The organism is Brevibacterium sp. Lmc1 (genome assembly GCF_057654315.1).
The window spans coordinates 4,026,859-4,043,240 of sequence record NZ_CM172803.1; the positions used below are offsets into that span (position 1 = coordinate 4,026,859).

19 protein-coding genes are annotated in these 16,382 nt (G+C 65.2%); 11 read left to right on the forward strand and 8 right to left on the reverse strand.

Going from position 1 to position 16,382, the window contains the following annotated elements; genetic code table 11:
* Positions 1–148: 148 nt before the first annotated feature.
* Complete coding sequence (locus AC239G_RS18045) at positions 149–709, reverse strand: OsmC family protein (RefSeq protein WP_139467485.1); 561 nt, start codon at positions 707–709, stop codon at positions 149–151.
* 125 nt (positions 710–834) lie between these two features.
* On the opposite strand from AC239G_RS18045, the gene kynU reads away from it, so the two are divergent.
* Positions 835–2,238, forward strand: coding sequence for a kynureninase (gene kynU / locus AC239G_RS18050; RefSeq protein ID WP_487489446.1), 1,404 nt, complete (start codon positions 835–837; stop codon positions 2,236–2,238).
* A 75-nt stretch (positions 2,239–2,313) separates the two neighbouring features.
* On the opposite strand, the gene AC239G_RS18055 is transcribed toward kynU, so the two are convergent.
* Both AC239G_RS18055 and AC239G_RS18060 read right to left on the reverse strand, forming a co-directional pair.
* Positions 2,314–3,066, reverse strand: a complete 753-nt coding sequence (locus tag AC239G_RS18055; protein ID WP_482400969.1) for an MOSC domain-containing protein — start codon at positions 3,064–3,066, stop codon at positions 2,314–2,316.
* A 67-nt stretch (positions 3,067–3,133) separates the two neighbouring features.
* Complete coding sequence (locus AC239G_RS18060) at positions 3,134–4,417, reverse strand: MFS transporter (protein WP_139467487.1); 1,284 nt, start codon at positions 4,415–4,417, stop codon at positions 3,134–3,136.
* 94 nt (positions 4,418–4,511) lie between these two features.
* On the opposite strand from AC239G_RS18060, the gene AC239G_RS18065 reads away from it, so the two are divergent.
* The 3 genes from AC239G_RS18065 to AC239G_RS18075 all read left to right on the forward strand — a co-directional run bounded on the left by AC239G_RS18065 (position 4,512) and on the right by AC239G_RS18075 (position 5,980).
* The gene (locus AC239G_RS18065; RefSeq protein WP_487489447.1) at positions 4,512–5,081 is read left to right on the forward strand and encodes a cysteine hydrolase family protein; all 570 of its coding nucleotides are present in this window, start codon (positions 4,512–4,514) and stop codon (positions 5,079–5,081) included.
* Positions 5,071–5,490 (forward strand): rhodanese-like domain-containing protein, encoded by a 420-nt coding sequence (locus tag AC239G_RS18070; protein WP_139467489.1) that lies wholly within the window; start codon positions 5,071–5,073, stop codon positions 5,488–5,490. Before AC239G_RS18065 ends, AC239G_RS18070 begins: the two co-directional genes overlap by 11 nt.
* A 67-nt stretch (positions 5,491–5,557) precedes the next feature.
* Positions 5,558–5,980 carry an OsmC family protein gene (locus AC239G_RS18075; RefSeq protein WP_482400971.1) on the forward strand — a complete coding sequence of 141 codons (423 nt, stop codon included), beginning with the start codon at positions 5,558–5,560 and terminating at the stop codon, positions 5,978–5,980.
* Between the two features lie 64 nt (positions 5,981–6,044).
* Here AC239G_RS18075 and AC239G_RS18080 read toward each other — a convergent pair whose 3' ends face one another.
* From AC239G_RS18080 to AC239G_RS18090, 3 genes are all read right to left on the reverse strand, one after another.
* Positions 6,045–6,905, reverse strand: a complete 861-nt coding sequence (locus AC239G_RS18080; protein ID WP_487489448.1) for a PPK2 family polyphosphate kinase — start codon at positions 6,903–6,905, stop codon at positions 6,045–6,047.
* A 45-nt stretch (positions 6,906–6,950) separates the two neighbouring features.
* Positions 6,951–7,781 carry a hypothetical protein gene (locus AC239G_RS18085; protein WP_487489449.1) on the reverse strand — a complete coding sequence of 277 codons (831 nt, stop codon included), beginning with the start codon at positions 7,779–7,781 and terminating at the stop codon, positions 6,951–6,953.
* A 104-nt stretch (positions 7,782–7,885) separates the two neighbouring features.
* Positions 7,886–8,572: a trimeric intracellular cation channel family protein gene (locus AC239G_RS18090; protein ID WP_062860326.1), complete on the reverse strand. Its 687-nt coding sequence runs from the start codon at positions 8,570–8,572 to the stop codon at positions 7,886–7,888.
* A gap of 142 nt (positions 8,573–8,714) precedes the next feature.
* Between AC239G_RS18090 and AC239G_RS18095 the strand changes: the two genes are divergently transcribed.
* On the forward strand, positions 8,715–9,587 hold the full coding sequence (locus AC239G_RS18095; protein WP_487489450.1) for an alpha/beta fold hydrolase: 873 nt from the start codon (positions 8,715–8,717) through the stop codon (positions 9,585–9,587).
* A gap of 68 nt (positions 9,588–9,655) precedes the next feature.
* Here the strand turns inward: AC239G_RS18095 and AC239G_RS18100 are convergent, their stop codons facing one another.
* On the reverse strand, positions 9,656–10,159 hold the full coding sequence (locus AC239G_RS18100) for an OsmC family protein (RefSeq protein ID WP_052240173.1): 504 nt from the start codon (positions 10,157–10,159) through the stop codon (positions 9,656–9,658).
* Positions 10,160–10,267: 108 nt separating this feature from the next.
* Between AC239G_RS18100 and AC239G_RS18105 the strand changes: the two genes are divergently transcribed.
* The 5 genes from AC239G_RS18105 to AC239G_RS18125 all read left to right on the forward strand — a co-directional run bounded on the left by AC239G_RS18105 (position 10,268) and on the right by AC239G_RS18125 (position 14,979).
* Positions 10,268–11,845: a molybdopterin-dependent oxidoreductase gene (locus tag AC239G_RS18105; RefSeq protein WP_487489451.1), complete on the forward strand. Its 1,578-nt coding sequence runs from the start codon at positions 10,268–10,270 to the stop codon at positions 11,843–11,845.
* 155 nt (positions 11,846–12,000) lie between these two features.
* A complete protein-coding gene (locus AC239G_RS18110) occupies positions 12,001–12,693 on the forward strand; it encodes a fasciclin domain-containing protein (protein WP_376904473.1) in 693 nt (230 codons plus the stop codon).
* Between the two features lie 228 nt (positions 12,694–12,921).
* Positions 12,922–13,497 (forward strand): sigma-70 family RNA polymerase sigma factor, encoded by a 576-nt coding sequence (locus AC239G_RS18115; protein ID WP_139467496.1) that lies wholly within the window; start codon positions 12,922–12,924, stop codon positions 13,495–13,497.
* Complete coding sequence (locus AC239G_RS18120) at positions 13,494–14,345, forward strand: anti-sigma factor (protein ID WP_487489452.1); 852 nt, start codon at positions 13,494–13,496, stop codon at positions 14,343–14,345. Before AC239G_RS18115 ends, AC239G_RS18120 begins: the two co-directional genes overlap by 4 nt.
* Before the next feature lie 46 nt (positions 14,346–14,391).
* Positions 14,392–14,979 (forward strand): class I SAM-dependent methyltransferase, encoded by a 588-nt coding sequence (locus AC239G_RS18125; RefSeq protein WP_139467498.1) that lies wholly within the window; start codon positions 14,392–14,394, stop codon positions 14,977–14,979.
* Between the two features lie 37 nt (positions 14,980–15,016).
* Here the strand turns inward: AC239G_RS18125 and AC239G_RS18130 are convergent, their stop codons facing one another.
* Positions 15,017–15,670, reverse strand: a complete 654-nt coding sequence (locus AC239G_RS18130; protein ID WP_180345530.1) for a TetR/AcrR family transcriptional regulator C-terminal domain-containing protein — start codon at positions 15,668–15,670, stop codon at positions 15,017–15,019.
* A gap of 223 nt (positions 15,671–15,893) precedes the next feature.
* On the opposite strand from AC239G_RS18130, the gene AC239G_RS18135 reads away from it, so the two are divergent.
* On the forward strand, positions 15,894–16,382 hold the full coding sequence (locus AC239G_RS18135) for a hypothetical protein (RefSeq protein ID WP_487489453.1): 489 nt from the start codon (positions 15,894–15,896) through the stop codon (positions 16,380–16,382).

Below are 16,382 nucleotides of genomic sequence, written 5' to 3' on the forward strand. Positions count from 1 at the left end.
CGGACGGTCCACGACAGCCGGATGGCTGGACGGTGGGACTTCGATTCTTACCGCGCCCAGACCCCCTGTCAACACCCATTTGCTACCCGACGGCGGCACAGCAACCTGGCGCGAGGTTGCTGTGCCGCCGTCGGGTAGTCCTGGGAGGTCAGTTGGTCTTCGTGACGGTGACGTCGATCGGGGTCGGGTTGGTGAAGATGTCGAAGACGGGGCAATGAGCGTCCACGGTCTCCTGCAGCTTCTGGTAGTCCTCGTTGCTGTCGGGTCCGGCGATGTTGACGCTCACGCGCACGGACGAGAATCCGGGGCGCACGGTCTCATCGGCGCCGAAGAGTCCCCGCACATCCAGGTCGCCTTCAGCGCTGACATCAAGTTCGTCGATGGTCAATCCGAGGTTCTGGGCGTAGAGGCGGTAGACGACGACCTGGCAGGAGATCAATGCGCCGAGGGCGTACTCGACGGGATTCGGGGCGGCGTCGTCGCCGGCCAGCGGGGTCGGTTCGTCGACAGTGAAGGTGTGGCGGCCGGCGGTGATGACCGAGGACACCGAACCGCGGGCGGTGCCCGAGGCCGAGAACGTCAGCTGCCCGTTCTTCGCCGAGGCGGCCAGCCGTTCGTTCCATGCCTCTCCGGCCGTGGTCAGTCGCGTGGCGCGTTCTTCGTCGCTGATGGCGATGGTCGTGTCGAACTCGGTGGTGGCTGCAGTCATGAGGGTGGACTCCTGATCGAATGGTCGAGCGTGTGGTCGAGATCGTGCGGGTCGGTGCTGATCTCAGACTAGAAACGATCGCCCGGCGGCGTCCTCCCCACCGTCGGCTGCCGTCGTCTGGCGTCATGAGCAGAACACAATTCGTCATCAGCCGACGCACGGTAGCCTGGAAGGCAGACGAACCCACCGGTTCCCCCACCACGCGGAAGGCGACGATGACGACCTCTGACCGGACAGCCACCTCGGCGAACTCAACTGGCTCCCCGAGTTCAATCACCCGCGCGGACTGCGAACAACGCGATGCGAACGATCCTCTGCGTGATTGCCGCGAGGAGTTCCTGCTCCCGGAAGGCACGATCTATCTCGACGGGAACTCTCTCGGCGCGCGCACAAAGGGAGCCGCAGAACGCGCCCAGGAAGTCATCACCGACGAATGGGGCACCGGCCTCATCGGGTCATGGAACACCGCCGGCTGGTGGGATCTGCCGGCAAAGCTGGGTGAGAAGGTCGCCGGGCTCGTCGGCGGCGGGGCCGGGTCGACCGTCGTCACGGACACGACGTCGATCAATCTGTTCAAGGCCGCCTCGGCGGCGCTGAAGATGCAGGCCGAGGACTCCTCGGACCGGCGGGTCATCCTCACCCAGCGGGAGAACTTTCCCTCCGATATCTACATGCTCGAAGGATTGGCCGAGCAGCTCGGCGACGGATATGAGGTCCGCCTCGTCGACGATGAGGAAGTCACCGCAGGGTTCCCGACCACGATGTCCGACGAGGTGGCCCTCGTCGTCCTCACCCATGTGAACTACCGGACCGGTCGGCTCTTCGATATGGGCACGACCACCTCGGCGATCCATTCCGGCGGAGCCATGGTCATCTGGGACCTGTGCCATTCGGCCGGTGCTCTGCCCATCGATCTGGCCGGAACCGGGGCGGACATGGCGATCGGCTGCACGTACAAGTTCCTCAACGGCGGACCCGGGTCTCCCGCATTCATCTGGGTCGCCGAGGCGCTGCAGAACCGATTCAGCCAACCTCTGTCGGGGTGGTGGTCGCATGCGCAGCCCTTCGATATGGCCCCGGACTACCGGCCGGCCGACGGTATCCGCCGCTACCTCACCGGAACGCAGGGAATCCTGTCGATGTCCGTGGCAGAGCTCGGCCTCGACATCCACTCGCGGGTGGACATGGAACAGATCCGGGAGAAGTCCCTGGCCCTGTCGGACCTGTTCATCGACCTCGTCGATGAGCGATTGGCCGATCACCCGGTCGAGGTCGTCACCCCACGTGAACACGCCCATCGCGGATCCCAGGTCTCGATCACCCACCCCGAGGGATTCGCGGTGATGAGCGCGCTCATCGAACGCGGAATCATCGGCGACTACCGCGAGCCGGAGGTGCTGCGGTTCGGATTGACCCCGCTCTACATCGGGTTCACCGAGGTGTGGGACACCGTCGAGGCCCTGCGCGACATCCTCGACAACCGACTCTGGGACACCCCGGCGCACAAGGTTCGCGGCGCCGTCACCTAATTGCTACCTGACGGCGGCGCAGCAACCTGGCGCCAGGTATCTGGGCCGCCGTCACCTGCATTGGGACGTGGCCGCTCAGGTGTCCGGAGCAGCAGAAGTCTCGATGATCTCGGCGTTGACGCCGAAGTACGGTTCACCCGCCTCATTTCGCGGGCGGTTGGCGACAAGCGTCTTGAGCAGATTGCTGCCCCGCTCCCCAGTGATCGGGTCGAGATCGAGGACAGCACACCGCGCGATCGGATCCCCGATTCGCACACGCAGCGCGGCGGCGTTCGGCACGTTCACCGTCACGTCCCGGCCTCGCCAGGTCTCTTCGATGAAGGGTTCGTCCGTGTCGAGAACGAGGGTGGCCCGGAAGCGGGCGGCTTCATCAAGCAGCTCATGGTGACCCGACCGATCGGCGAGTTCCCTCATCGACGCGGTCGTGACGATCGACAGGCCAGCTCCGTAGATCACGTCTCCACGACGTGCGCGGGCCAGCCGCACCGGCTTTCCCAGCCACTCGGAGGCGAGTGCCGAATGCGGGCCGTCAGTGAGTTCGAGGTCGACCGGTCGCTTCCAGTAATTGCAGGTCAGGCGCTCACCCGAGCCGGCTGGCACCCCGGTGGCAGAGCGCCCGTCGGGCAGGGTGATCGTCAAAATGTCGTCGACGAGTGAGGTGGTCATGCGGATGAGCCGAGGATTCTGCACGGTCTTGAGCACCTGTCGTCGTTCGACATCGACGAAGCAGAACTCACGATCGCCGACCGGACCGTGAACGTCGACGGCTGCGCTCGGTCGAGCCTCGTGTCGTGTGCCTTTGACGTGGGCGAACCCGAGCGATGGCACACCGAATTCCCGCGCAGAAGCAGGTGACGGCGGCCCAGATACCTGGCGCCAGGTTGCTGCGCCCCCGTCAGGTAGCAATTGGGGCATGGGGGTTGCGCCTTCCTGTGATGGCGTAGGTGCCGATGGCCACCGCTCCGATGGCCAGGACCGTGCCGCCGATGATGACGGCTCCGGGAATCGTGGCGATCGTGCCGAGCACTCCCACGGTGACTCCGGAGAAGGTCTGCATCCCCGGCCCGAACGTCGCATAGGAGCCGATGACGCGGCCGCGGATCTCCGGCGGCGCTTCGAGTTGGATGATCGCCATCTCGGTCGACTCGGCGGTGATCTTCGAGACTCCGGCGATGACGAGCATGATGACGGCCAGCCACAGGTGCGAGGTCAGGGCGAAGAACAGAGAGCTGATGCCCATCGCCGCGGCGGCCAGTGCCGCGGCAGCCGGAACGGCCTTGATCCACCCGGTCGCCTCAAGCCCGAAGCCCCCGAGCACCCCTCCTGCACCCATGGCGAAGAGCAGCACGCCATAGGTGAAGTCACTGTCCCCGCCGACCGGATTGAGGATGTCGCCGAACACCGGCATCGCCGTCTGCAGCACCGCCCCGATCGTCGTCGAGGCGAGCGCGGCCAGCAACAGCATGCCGACGATCGCGCGATTGTGGCGGACGTCGATGAGCACCCGCAGCGACTGGATGAGAGTCGTCCGCGCGGTGCGCACTCCTCCGCTGCGCAGATGCCCGGTGAAGGGGGTGCGAATGAGGAAGATCGTCAGCGGCAGATAGAAGACGATGTTGATGAAGATGCCCCACGTGGCACCGACCCCGAGCAGCAGAGCGGAACCGACGACGGGACCGAAGAGGATGCCGAGGCTGCGGAACGTCGCATTGAGCCGGACAGCGCTCGGCAACTCCTTCCGATCGACGAAGTCATGGAGCATCATCTGCTCGGCAGGACCCCACAGACATCCGGCCAGGCCATGGATGACGAGCAGCACGCAGGCCTGCCACAGCTGCAGAGAGTCCGTGAGGAAGAGGATCCCCCAACACAGGGACACGACCATGAACATGATCTGTCCGATCTGGATGAGGCGGCGGCAGTCGAAGCGTTCGGCCAGAGACCCGGCATAGACGGACAGGAGCAGGAAGGGCAGCCAATGGCTGATGAGCTGGAATCCGACGAGCGCCGGGGATTCGAACTTCTGCCACAGCACCCAATAGGTGATGACGTGCTCGATATTGTCGCCCATCATCGCCGTGCCCGATCCGATCAGATAGGGCGCAGTCTTCCAACTGCGAAGCACGCTGAAACGGCGCGGACCGGCGGCACCGCCGTTGTCCTCGGAGAAATCGCTCACTCCCCCATTCTCACACCGGCGGAACGGACCGGCACCGACCTCTTGTCTGCTGGGATCGAGGCGAGGACAATGATCCTTGATCAAGGAGGATCTTATGTCCACAGCTCAACCGCCGACGTCCACCCGCCCGAACTCCGCCCTTGTCGTCATCGACGTCCAAAACGGCGTCATGGAAGCCAGTTGGAACTCCGAATCGGTCATTTCCACGATCTCCGATCTCGTCGACCGTGCCCGGAACACCGGCACCGAGGTGGTCTGGGTCCGGCACAGCTCCGGTGAGCTGCCGATCGATTCCCCGCAATGGCAGATCGTCGACACGCTCTCCCCCGCTGAGGGCGAAGCGATCATCGAGAAGACCCACGGCAATACATTCGAGGGCACGGACTTCGAGGAGGTGCTCGCCGGAAAGGACGTCGGCCACCTCGTCGTCACCGGTGCCCAATCTGATGCCTGCGTGCGCTCGACCATCCACGGCGGATTCGCCCGCGGCTACGACGTCACGCTGGTCTCCGACGCCCACACCACCGAGGATCTCACCGAATGGGGTGCTCCCCCACCGGAGCAGGTGGTCTCACACACGAACCTCTATTGGGGATTCGAATCGGGTCCGGGTCGCACCGCGAAGGTCGAGGAAGCCGACAAGGTCGACTTCGGTGCTCGCTGACGGTGTCGCCCGACCCGGCTCGTTGGCACTGCTCGATCGCGCCCGCGCCGAGATCGACCGGCTGACTCCACACGCCGCCTTCATCGAGCAGCAGCAAGGGGCGATCATCGTCGATGTCCGCACCGAGGTCCACCGCGAGTCTGCTCCGTCGATCCCCGGATCCCTCGCCATCGACCTGACCGTGCTGCCGTGGCGTCTCGACCCCGGCTTCGATTGGCGCATCCCCGAGGCCGATCGAACCGATCGGCGGTGGATCCTCATCTGCCGCCACGGCTATTCCTCATCGCTGGCCGCGTGGAACCTGCGACAGATGGGTCTGACGAGCACTGCCGATGTCATCGGCGGCTTTGAGGCGTGGCAGGCAGCGCATCTGCCGACGACCGATGAGGCTCCCGACCGCCGACCGTGACCATGGGCTCACCCGCCCGCCGACCGTGACCACAACGGCGGCCTCCGAAACCTGGCATCATGGCCCCATGAGTGAAGACATCCGCAGCATCGAACTGACCCGCATCGCCGAAAACCACTACCGCGCCACCGCCCCGAGCGGAGCAAGCATCGAATTCGGCCGCGGCGAAGGCCTCATGACCCCCGTCGAACTGCTCCTGGCCGCCGTCGCCGGCTGCTCGTCGATCGACGTCGACACCGTGACCAGCCGTCACACCGAACCGACGAAGTTCGACGTCTCCGCGACCGCAGACAAGATCGACGAAGACGGCGCCTCCCGTGTGGACAACGTCCACCTCGATTTCGACCTCGAATTCCCTGACGACGAGGAGGGCCGAAAGGCCGATGCCCGCGTCGAACGCCTCGTCGGGCTCTCCCATGACAAGTACTGCACGGTCTCCCGCACCGTCGAACACCCCACGAAGGTCGACTTCAGCATCCGTCGAGACTGACCTTCCGACTCGTCACGGCCGATCCTTCGCCGAGGCGGCCCGACGTTCCGTACGGAGGTGAGCTTCAGCTCTCGGCCAGCCGCTTCTTCTCGACCTCGACGTCGAAATCGGCGGCGGGCCACTGCGGGTCGATGTCGACCAGGGCATCGTGCAGCAGCCGCTGCACAGCCAAGCGGGCGTACCATTTCCGGTTCGCGGGCACGACGAACCACGGGGCCGCCTCGGTGGAGGTGCGGTCGAAGACAACCTGATAGGCGTCCATGTAATCCGGCCACAGGAGTCGTTCGTCGACGTCACCCGGGTTGTACTTCCAGTACTTGTCCGGCCGGTCGAGACGTTCGGCCAGGCGCGCCTTCTGCTCGTCCGGAGAGATGTGGAGCATGACCTTGACGATGCGCACTCCCGCCGCGACCAACTCGGCTTCGAAGTCGTTGATGGCGGTGTAGCGGCGCTCGATCTCGGTCTCGTCGGCGAGTTCACGGACGCGGCCGATGAGCACATCCTCGTAGTGTGAGCGGTCGAAGACTCCGATCATGCCGGGCCCGGGCACGCGCGGTCGGATGCGCCAGAGGAAGTCGTGGGCGAGTTCCTCCTCGGTGGGTTTCTTGAAGGCGGCGAGTTCGACTCCCTGCGGGTCGACGGCTCCGACGACGTGGCGGACGATTCCGCCTTTGCCCGCAGTGTCCATGGCTTGCAGGACGAGGAGGACAGCGGGGCCGGAGTCCTCGTCGTGGTGAGCAGCGAAGAGGCGCTCCTGCAGGTCGTTGAGTCCAGCGGACAGCGCCTCGAGATCCTTCTTCCCGCTCTTCTTGTCCCCGTCGTAGCCGGGAGTGGATTCGGGATCGACCTCGCCGAGGCGGAATCCCTCCCCGGCACGGAGAAGTGGGGCGGGATCGGTCGTCCAGTTGCTCGTCGGCTCGCTCATGCGTTCATCTTTCCAGGTGGGAACGGCCGCGTCTATACCGACAACTCACCGCCGAGGCGGCTGAGGTCCGTCGATGCCCGGCAGCGGGTTCTCGTTCGTCAGTCCACGCCGACGCCTGTCCTCCAGGTACCTTTGGTAGTCCGCTTCGCGTTCGGCGGCGGTCATCTGCGGCGTGGACTTGTCGATGACATTGCGCAGCATCGCCAGAACGGTCAGCACCGCCAGGCCGGTCAGCGTCACAGCCACCCAGATCATCGTGGTGAGCAGGCTCGGCGGATTGTCGAAGACTCTCACTCCGGCGAAGCCGATGAGGAAGACGAATCCGAGAAACGGCAGCAGGAGCCACAGCGCGACCTTGAAGCCGCCGATCATCATCGGCATCACCACACACATACTCCACGCCATTCCGCCGATGAAGAAGAGCAGGACGAGGAAGAAGCTCGCCGGATCGCTGTTGAGTTCCGTCGCAACCGTTCCGGGGACGGCCCGCTCGCCGAGGAAGAACGGCCAGACCAGCGCCACCAACGTGACGGTCACTGCGGAAGCGACGACGCTGAGCAGAATAAGCGGGACGAGACCCTCACGCCGGAACCCGTCGTCCTTGCGCTTGTGCTCCATGAACAGGAAGGGAAAGAGCAACGCAAATACACCAGCAATGATTCCTGCCCAGAGACCGTCTGCCTCAATTCTGTCGGTCATGTTCCGCTGGTACATCAGCCCCGTCGAGGCCAGCCAGATGAAGAAGGTGAAGAAGAGCGCACCGAAGAGGGTGAAGCCGAGGACGCGCAGAAAGTCGCGTGTCCACGTCGGGACCGGTTCCTCCTCGTGCAACGGAAGCGGCCCCGGTGGCGGTGGCCCGGGCGGTGTTTCACTCATGATTTCATCCTCGCACAAGCACGGGCGACTGATTCCGGTAGCGATGTTTCAGATCCGCCACCGCGAACGTCAATCGGTCAGAGACCGTCCCACAAGCCACACCCTCAGTCCGGTTTCCGGAACACCGACGGCAGCTTCTTCTTCACGCGCTGCCCGGTGTCCCGGTACGACCATTGCCGCATCGGCTGCGGCACCCGCCATTGCAGCTTCCACGCGAGCATGCGGAAGCCGAAGGCGGCGGCCGCGATGATCAGGGAGGCGATGGCACCCAACAGTCCGGTCACCTCGGCGATGATCGTCAGCCCCGAACCGAACAGGGCGGGGATGAGGTAGAGGTCGGTGCCGCGGAAGATCGCCGGATCCTCACTGGCCACGGCATCGCGCATGAGACCTCCGCCGCACGCGGTCAGCGCACCCATGAGCAGCGCCGCCGGATAGTTCGTCCCGGCGGCGAGCGCGATCGTCGTGCCGGTGACGCTGAAGAGGCCGAGGCCCATCGCGTCGAAGGCGACGATCCAGATCCGTGCGCGGGAGATGTGGGAGCCGATGATGTAGATGAGCAGGGTCGCGATCACCGGTGGGGCGAGGTAGATCGGTTGGCCGATGGCGTTGGGCACCCGGTCGAGGAGCACATCGCGGATCATGCCTCCGCCGATGCCCGTCATCGTGCCCAGCACCAAACCGCCGGTGATGTCGAAATTGCGTCGCGCGGCCAGCAGCACTCCGGAGACTGCGAAGACGAAAGTGCCGGTGAGGTCGAGGGCGAGGAACAGGAACTCCTGCAAGTTCATCTCCACCTCGGCTCCTCTCGTCGCTCCGTGCCCGGCCCGGTGCCGAGCGTCCTACCAGCCACTGTAATCCGCTTCGACATCCAGTGAGCTATTTGTCTGGTGTTCCGTTCCCCATCGCCGAGGCGGCCGCTAGGCTGAGGAGATGACGCAGCCGACGCTCATCCTCGTCCACGGCGCTTTCGCCACTTCCTTCTCTTTCGCCCCGCTGCAGGCCGAACTCGCCTTCCACGGAGTGCGCTCGGCTGCGGTTGACCTGCCGGGTCACGGTTTCGCCGCCACCTTCCCGCTCGGGTATCAGGCGCCTCAGGACCTTGCCCGGTTCACCTCGGAGCCGGGATCGATCAGGGGTGTGACCGTCGAGGACAATGTCCGGGCTCTCACCGAGGCGGCCGCCCGTGCCAAGGAGCACGGACCGGTGGTCATCGTCGCCCACAGCCGCGGTGGGGCCACATTGACCGCCTTGGCGAATGCGCATCCGGAACTCATCGACCACATGGTCTATGTCTCCGCATGGGCACCGGTTGACCTCCCGGCCGCCGAATACAATGCCGAACCCGAGATGGCCGACGTCGACAATGCGGCTCTCGCCCGGGCCCTGGCCGGTGATCCCGGGCAGTTGGGACTGCTGCGCTGCAATTTCCGCCAGGCGGACCCGGAGGTCCTCGACGGCCTGAAAGCACTCTTCTGCGCCGACGTCAGCGATGACGAATTCCGCATCTTCCTGAATTCACTGCAACCGGATGAGAACCTCGACGCGGGAGGCCCCGAACACCGGGCGCAGGCGGGCACGTGGGGGACGATCCCGCGTACGTTCGTCCGCCTCGGCGAGGATCGGAGCGTGCCGACCGCGATGCAGGATCGCCTCATCCGCGAAGGTGATGCGCTCAACCCGGACAATCCCTACCGGGTGCGCACGCTGGCGTCGTCCCACGTGGGATGGCTGATCCGCCCCGCCGAGGCGGCCGCGCAGTTGGCGCAGATCGCCGCCGACGTTGCCGCGGAGTCCGACAGGTAAAGCGCAGGCGCCGACGGAAGAGGCCCCGACCGTGACAGTCGGGGCCTCTCGTTCTCTGCTCAGCCGATTCAGCTGAGCTGGAAGTTGTCCGGGTTCTTGTACGGTTCGATTTCGACGACCGGGGTGCCCTTGCCCATAAGCAGTTTGGAGATGGGGCAGCGAGCGTGGGCGCGGGCAGCGTACTTCTCGGCGTCGGTGTCCGAGACCCCTTCGATGGAGATGAACGCCTTCGGAGCGAAGTAGAAGCCGTTGCCTGAGGGTTCGTTGTGCAGCTCGACCTCGACGCGCACGCGTGAGAGCGCCTCGATCTCATTGACCGCGAGAACGACCTTGAGCGTCTCGCCGAGGCAGGTCGACCAGGCCATGGCGAGGAACTGTTCCGGGTTGTTGCCCTCTTCGACCCGTGAGGTCGGGGCGGTGGACAGGGTCTGGCCGTCTTCGACGCGCACCTCGCCCGAGGTGCCGCCGAGGTTCTCGACCTTCGCAGTGTAGATCGGCGCACTCGGGCTCTTCGGCTCATCCGCGTCTCCGGTCGGAGCCTGCGGCTGGGCGTATCCGGGTTTCTCAGTCATTGCACCATGCTACGACAGGCACGCAACAAGGTCACTGGCGTTTCAGTGAATGGTCAGTAACAAAACCCGCAGACCCATCCGCCGTCCCGGCGGCTCCGAATGATCACTATGAATCGGAAAACCCGTGCAACCCACCGTTTCCGCGGCGTCGTGGCAGGCATCGTCGCCACAGTCATGATGTTCGGTCTCGCAGATCTCATCGCGCGTGCCTTCACCCCGAGCGCCGCACCCCTGCTCACCCTCGGTCAGGCGATCATCCCACTGGCTCCCCCGGCGGCGATCAAACCCGTCATCGCCCTGTTCGGCGACAACGACAAACTCGTCCTCGTCCTCTCCACCGGCCTCGGTGCGATCGTCCTCGCCGGTCTCATCGGAGCACTGGCGGTTTCCCGCCGGCGTCTGGCCACGACGCTGCTGGTCTTCGCCGGGCTCGTCCCAGTCATCGTCATCATCATCCGCCCCGAAGCGGGGGCCATCGACGTCATTCCCACGCTGATCGGCATCGCCGTGGGCATCACGGTCTTCCTGCTTCTGCTGCGCTTCGGGGTACCGACTTCCACCGCCGAGGCGACCGACAGTCCCGATGTCGCGCGCGGTTCGCGAACCTCGGAGCCCTTGAGCCGCCGCCGTTTCTTCGGCCTCGCCGGTGCCGTCGGCACCATCGGGGCCGTCACCATCGCCGCCGGCCAGACCCTCGTCTCCCTCACACAGGAAGCCGGAGCAGCGGTGGCCAAGCTGGTGCTGCCCGACCCTGCGAAGAAGGCGGCAGCGATCCCCGCCGCCGCGAGCACCGACCTCGACGGCACGGTCCCCTTCGTCACCGAAGCGAAGGACTTCTACCGCATCGACACGGTGCTCTCACCACCGGTCATCGACCCGGAACAGTGGTCCCTGCGCATCCACGGCATGGTCGAAGAGGAGGTGACCCTGACGATGGACGACGTCCTCGACCTGCCGCTGGAAGAACACCACATCACGCTCACCTGCGTGTCCAATCCCGTCGGCGGGGACCTCGTCGGCAATGCGACCTGGCTCGGATACCCCGTGCGTGATCTCCTCGCCCGAGCACGCCCGAACTCTCAAGCCGATATGGTCCTCTCCCACTCGTTCGACGGATTCACCGCCTCGACCCCGATCGGTGCACTGACCGATGACCGCGCCGCCCTCCTGGCGGTGGGAATGAACGGCCAACCGCTCACCCCGATCCACGGCTTCCCCGCCCGCCTCGTCGTTCCCGGGCTCTACGGCTTCGTTTCCGCGACGAAATGGGTGACCGAACTCGAGGTCACCCGCTTCGATGAGAAGACCGCCTACTGGACCGACCGCGGGTGGGATGCCAAGGCCCCCATCCTCGTCGCTTCGCGCATCGAGGTCCCCAAGCCGCTGGCCAAGGTCCCTGCCGGGGACCTCAGGGTCGGCGGCACCGCCTGGGCGCAGCGTTCAGGGATCGACCGCGTCGAGGTCAAGCTCGACGACGGCGAATGGACGCAGGCGGATCTGGCCGAGGAGGTCACGATCGACACCTGGCGACAGTGGCGGGCCGAATTCGCCGAGGTGGCCGCGGGGTCACATACCCTCACCGTGCGTGCCACGGACAAGGACGGCACAGTGCAGACAGCGAAACGCCGGGATTCGATCCCGAACTCGGCCACCGGGCACCACCACATCCAATTCCGCGTCGAATGAGCCTGCAGCCGCCTCGGCGAAGAAATTCTCAAGATTTCTTCCCCATCCGCCCATCCGAACCGGGCACCGCACCGAATACCCAGTACACAGCGAGCAATGGAGATCACTTCACAGCTGTGCGCGAATACGCATCACTGTTGATTAGGAGAAGAACAATGAAGACACTGCTTCGCACACGCACCGCCACCATCCTCTCGGCCGGCGCCATCGGCCTCCTGGCACTGAGCGGCTGCGGAATGGATTCCGGCTCCGGCGGAGACGAGTCCGGTTCGGAATCGGGCAGCTCCGAATCCCAGCCCGCTGACTCGGGCGAGTCCGAGATGCCCGACGAGTCCGGCGACTCCTCCATGGCCGATTCCGACCTCGTCGGCAAGGGCTGCTCGGCCTACGCCGAGGCGAACCCGGACGGGGCCGGTTCTGTCGAGGGCATGGGCCAGGATCCGGTGGCCACTGCCGCCTCGAACAACCCGATGCTCACGACCCTGACCAAGGCTGTCTCGGGCAAACTCAACCCCGATGTCGACCTCGTCGACACCCTCAACGGCGACGAGTTCACGGTCATCGCCCCGGTCGACGACGCCTTCGCCGATGTGCCCAAGGACGACCTCGACGCCCTGGCCAAGGACTCGGACCAGCTGACGAAGGTGCTGACCTACCACGTCATCCCCGGACAGCTCTCCCCCGATGAGATCGCCGGTGAACACGAGACCGTCGAAGGTTCGAAGGTGAAGATCTCCGGTGAGGGCGAGGACATGAAGTTCGACGATGCCGGACTGGTCTGCGGCGGAGTCAAGACCGCCAACGCCACGGTCTACATGGTCGACGCCGTGATGATGCCCAAGAAGTGACCGGAGAGTCCACAGCGAGAGAACACCACGATGCAGTGGCCGGGAACCGATCAGCAGCAACAGGATCGGCTCCCGGCCGCTTTCGGTTCCTCGCCGGTTCGTGCGGCTTCAGGCGAACGTCGACTGACCGTCTCTGCTGTACACGCTCCCACCACTGCGCCCACCCCGCTCGACTCGCTCACCTGGGAAAGGTGTGATCGGTTTCTGCATGCATGGCATGATTGGGCAATGAGTTCTGATCACCAGCCGGCGGATTCCGCCGATCCCGGCGGTGCCCTGCTGATCCGCATCGCCGAGGGTGACCGGTCCGCATTCGAAGAACTGTTCACCACTCACTCCCGCATCCTCATGGCCGTCATCCTGCGAATCGTCAAGAGCCGAACACTGGCCGAGGAAGTCCTCCAGGACTGCTTCACCGAGGTGTGGACCCGGTGTTCGGGCTTCGACCCGGGGCGCGGCAGCGGACGGGCATGGCTGATCACCCTGTGCCGCAGGCGAGCCATCGACTGTGTGCGCAGCGTCCAGGCTCAACAGGACAGAGACTATGCGGACGGGCTCCGCACCACCGCCGAAGCAGGCGACCAGGTGGAGCAGACCGTCATCGCCCGTGCAGAGTCGGACCGGACCGTCTCGGCTCTGCGGATCCTCCCGGATGAGCAGGCCGAACCGATCGTCATGGCCTTCTACCAAGGCATGACCCACACCCAGATCTCTGAGAATCTCCAGGTGCCCCTGGGTACCATCAAGTCACGGATCAGGGACGGAATGAAGAAGCTGCGAGAAGAGTTGGAGGCAAGCCGATGAGCGCAGATCGTGACTATCTGGCTGCCGGGCTGGCCCTCGGCGGGCTCAGCGACTCAGAACTCACCGAGGCTCAGGCGCTGGCCGATGCCGACGCCGACTTCCGCGCCGAAGTCGCCGCCTATGCCGACGTGATGGCCGACGCGGCCGAATCCGATGAACCGGTCGAGGTCAGCTCGGCGACTCAAGAGGCAATTCTGTCGATCCCCGAGAACTACCCCCAGGAGTCGGCACCGGAGACCTCACCCGCTGTCGAGCCTGAGACTTCGTCGGTCGCTGCGGAGGCCTCCGCCGATGAGCCGGCCGCTCCGGCATCGCTCGCCGACCATCGGGAGGCACGCCGGTCCGATGCCCGCGCAGAGGGCGCCGGCGAGTCACAGCCTCGCCGCAGTTCCTGGCTGCCCTGGGCGGCAGCTGCGGCGGCGATCGTCGTCGCCGCAGGACTCGGCGCCACCGTCTGGCAGCAGAATCAGCGACAGAATTCCTTGGAAGAGGACTTGGCGGCGACTCAGCAGCAGCTCGATGACTCCGCTCGTCTCATGGAGGCCAGTGACCTGAAGACGAGCACCGCAGACATGCCGGAGGGCGGAAGCGTGACTGTGCTCTCCTCCGAGAGCGAGCAGCTCATCCGCCTCAGTCCGAAAGACATCGGGCGGCCACCGGCCGGAAAGTCGATGCAGATGTGGGTCATTGGTGCTGACGGTCCGGAAAGCGCCGGTCTGATGTCGGACGATCCGGTGACCATCGCCGGCGAGACGTTCGCCTCGGGCAGCGTCTTCGGCATCACCGTCGAGCCCGAGGGAGGCTCGAAGCAGCCGACCACGGATCCGGTTGTCGCCATCGACCTCTGAAGCTGCAGGGAGTAGGCTTCCTGGCATCGGCGGCGAAGGAGCTGTTATGTCCGATTTCGAGTGGGATCCGGAGACCTATCTGGCGCTGATGGCCGAGGAGATCCCCGACTACCCGCGTCTGCAGACGGAAGTGGCGGCTGCGGCAGCGTCAGGAGCGCCGACGTCGATCCTCGATCTGGGCATCGGCAGCGGGCTGACCGCACAGCGCGTTCTCGAAGCCCTGCCAGAGGCGAAACTGCTGGGCGTCGACGCGAGTTCCGAGATGCTCGCCGCCGCCGAGGCGACCCTCGACCCCGAACGCACCCGACTGCAGTCGGGTCGCCTGGAAGAACCGCTGCCGGACGGGCCCTTCGATCTGGTCATGTCCATGCTCGCCATCCACCACCTCGACGGCCCCGGCAAGGCCGACCTCTTCGCCCGCATCGCATCGGTGCTCGAGACAGGCGGGAGGTTCGTCCTCGGTGATCTCGTCGTACCCGCCGACCCAGCGGACGTCGTCACGCCGATCGACTGGATCGACGACACCCCCAGTTCGCTCGATGAGCAGCTGACCTGGCTCGCCGAGGCAGGACTGACCACCCATGTGCACTGGCAGCACCGGGATCTGGCCGTCGTCGTCGCTCAGAAGGACTGATCAGTCTTCGCCAGAGCCGGAGCCTGATTCGTCTGATTCAGCGATCGCCCTCAGGCACATCGGCGAATCCCGCGATGAGGACGTCGAGTGCGAATTCGAATCGAGCGGTTGAGGGTCGACGTGAAGCCGCACTGACCGCCTCCGCGAGACGCGGGAAGTCCGCCTCGGAGATTCCCTCGAGATGAGCCGCTTGGCGCAGCTCGCCGCTCATGCCTCCGCCCCGTTCGCCACCCTCGGCTCGCACCACGCCTCTGCGGGCGGCCTTTCCAACCTCGGCATTGAGCGCGGCATGCATGAGAACGAACTCATGGATGGTGTAGATCATGTCGAGCCCGCGGCGAGCTGAGAACCCGGCGGCGCAGAGGAAGTCGACGAGTGCCTCCAACAGAGCAAGGTTTCCGGTGGTCACCGCTGGGCGGGTCATGACGAGATCGACGAGGTTCGGATGCTCGGACAGAGTGTTCAGCTGCGACCGGGCGTACCCCCTCAGAACGTCGTCCCACGGTGATCCGGCGATTTCGACTGGCGGCACGGAAGTCGATATCTGCTCGACGACGGCGTCAAGCAGCGCACCCTTGTTCGGGAAATGGTGGTAGAGCGCCATCGCCTCGACCTTGAGTTCGGCGCCGATCCTGCGCATCGACACAGAGGCCAGACCTTCTTCGTCGGCGATGGCAATCGCGGTCCTCACGATCGATTCCGGCTTCAGACCAGCATGCTGGCCCCGCGTACGCGCCGCGCCGGACTCGCTCCGCCTGCCGCTCGAAGTCGCACCTGCTGCGCGATCACTTCGCTTCACCATGGCCGCCTCCCTCACGAACTCTCGGGTTTTCCTCCATTGACCTGCTCTACAGCGTAAAACTAGCATGAGAACCACGTTTTACGCTGTATAACACAAGAGAAAGGGCTCCATCATGAATAGGCAGTATTCTCGTTCGACCTACGTCGCCCTCTGGGTCGGACTCGGACTCACCGTACTGGCCATCGTCAGCGCACAGCTGGGCAGGCCGCTCATCGGCGAACACATCCGCAACGGCTACCCATCGATGCCCCAGGATGAGATCACGTCAGGCGTGAACTTCTACGCCGCGTCCTTGACGATCGTCGGTGCGCTCGGCGTCCTCGGCTGGGTCGCAACGATCTGGCGAGCACATCGGGGCAGCCGAAGGATTCGGTGGGCAGCCGTGGTGCTCGCTCTCACCGGCACCTCGGTCGCGGCATTCGCCCTTCTCGTCCGGGACACTTCGGGAGACACCGGACTGCCGCCGCTCATCGGCACGATCGGGCTCCTCCCCTGCGCGGCAGGGCTTATCGCGGTCGTCCTCATGTTCACCCGAGCAGCCACCTCGGCGAACAACGATCCACGACGCCTGCACCGCTCACCACGCGCACGAACAGCATGA

Bases quoted from the DNA above. Each gene is read 5' to 3' on its own strand.
- AC239G_RS18045 (WP_139467485.1), bottom strand. From the start codon at position 709: ATGACTGCAGCCACCACCGAGTTCGACACGACCATCGCCATCAGCGAC.
- kynU (WP_487489446.1), top strand. From the start codon at position 835: ATGAGCAGAACACAATTCGTCATCAGCCGACGCACGGTAGCCTGGAAG.
- AC239G_RS18065 (WP_487489447.1), top strand. From the start codon at position 4,512: ATGTCCACAGCTCAACCGCCGACGTCCACCCGCCCGAACTCCGCCCTT.
- AC239G_RS18075 (WP_482400971.1), top strand. From the start codon at position 5,558: ATGAGTGAAGACATCCGCAGCATCGAACTGACCCGCATCGCCGAAAAC.
- AC239G_RS18080 (WP_487489448.1), bottom strand. From the start codon at position 6,905: ATGAGCGAGCCGACGAGCAACTGGACGACCGATCCCGCCCCACTTCTC.
- AC239G_RS18085 (WP_487489449.1), bottom strand. From the start codon at position 7,781: ATGAGTGAAACACCGCCCGGGCCACCGCCACCGGGGCCGCTTCCGTTG.
- AC239G_RS18090 (WP_062860326.1), bottom strand. From the start codon at position 8,572: ATGAACTTGCAGGAGTTCCTGTTCCTCGCCCTCGACCTCACCGGCACT.
- AC239G_RS18095 (WP_487489450.1), top strand. From the start codon at position 8,715: ATGACGCAGCCGACGCTCATCCTCGTCCACGGCGCTTTCGCCACTTCC.
- AC239G_RS18100 (WP_052240173.1), bottom strand. From the start codon at position 10,159: ATGACTGAGAAACCCGGATACGCCCAGCCGCAGGCTCCGACCGGAGAC.
- AC239G_RS18105 (WP_487489451.1), top strand. From the start codon at position 10,268: ATGAATCGGAAAACCCGTGCAACCCACCGTTTCCGCGGCGTCGTGGCA.
- AC239G_RS18110 (WP_376904473.1), top strand. From the start codon at position 12,001: ATGAAGACACTGCTTCGCACACGCACCGCCACCATCCTCTCGGCCGGC.
- AC239G_RS18115 (WP_139467496.1), top strand. From the start codon at position 12,922: ATGAGTTCTGATCACCAGCCGGCGGATTCCGCCGATCCCGGCGGTGCC.
- AC239G_RS18120 (WP_487489452.1), top strand. From the start codon at position 13,494: ATGAGCGCAGATCGTGACTATCTGGCTGCCGGGCTGGCCCTCGGCGGG.
- AC239G_RS18125 (WP_139467498.1), top strand. From the start codon at position 14,392: ATGTCCGATTTCGAGTGGGATCCGGAGACCTATCTGGCGCTGATGGCC.
- AC239G_RS18135 (WP_487489453.1), top strand. From the start codon at position 15,894: ATGAATAGGCAGTATTCTCGTTCGACCTACGTCGCCCTCTGGGTCGGA.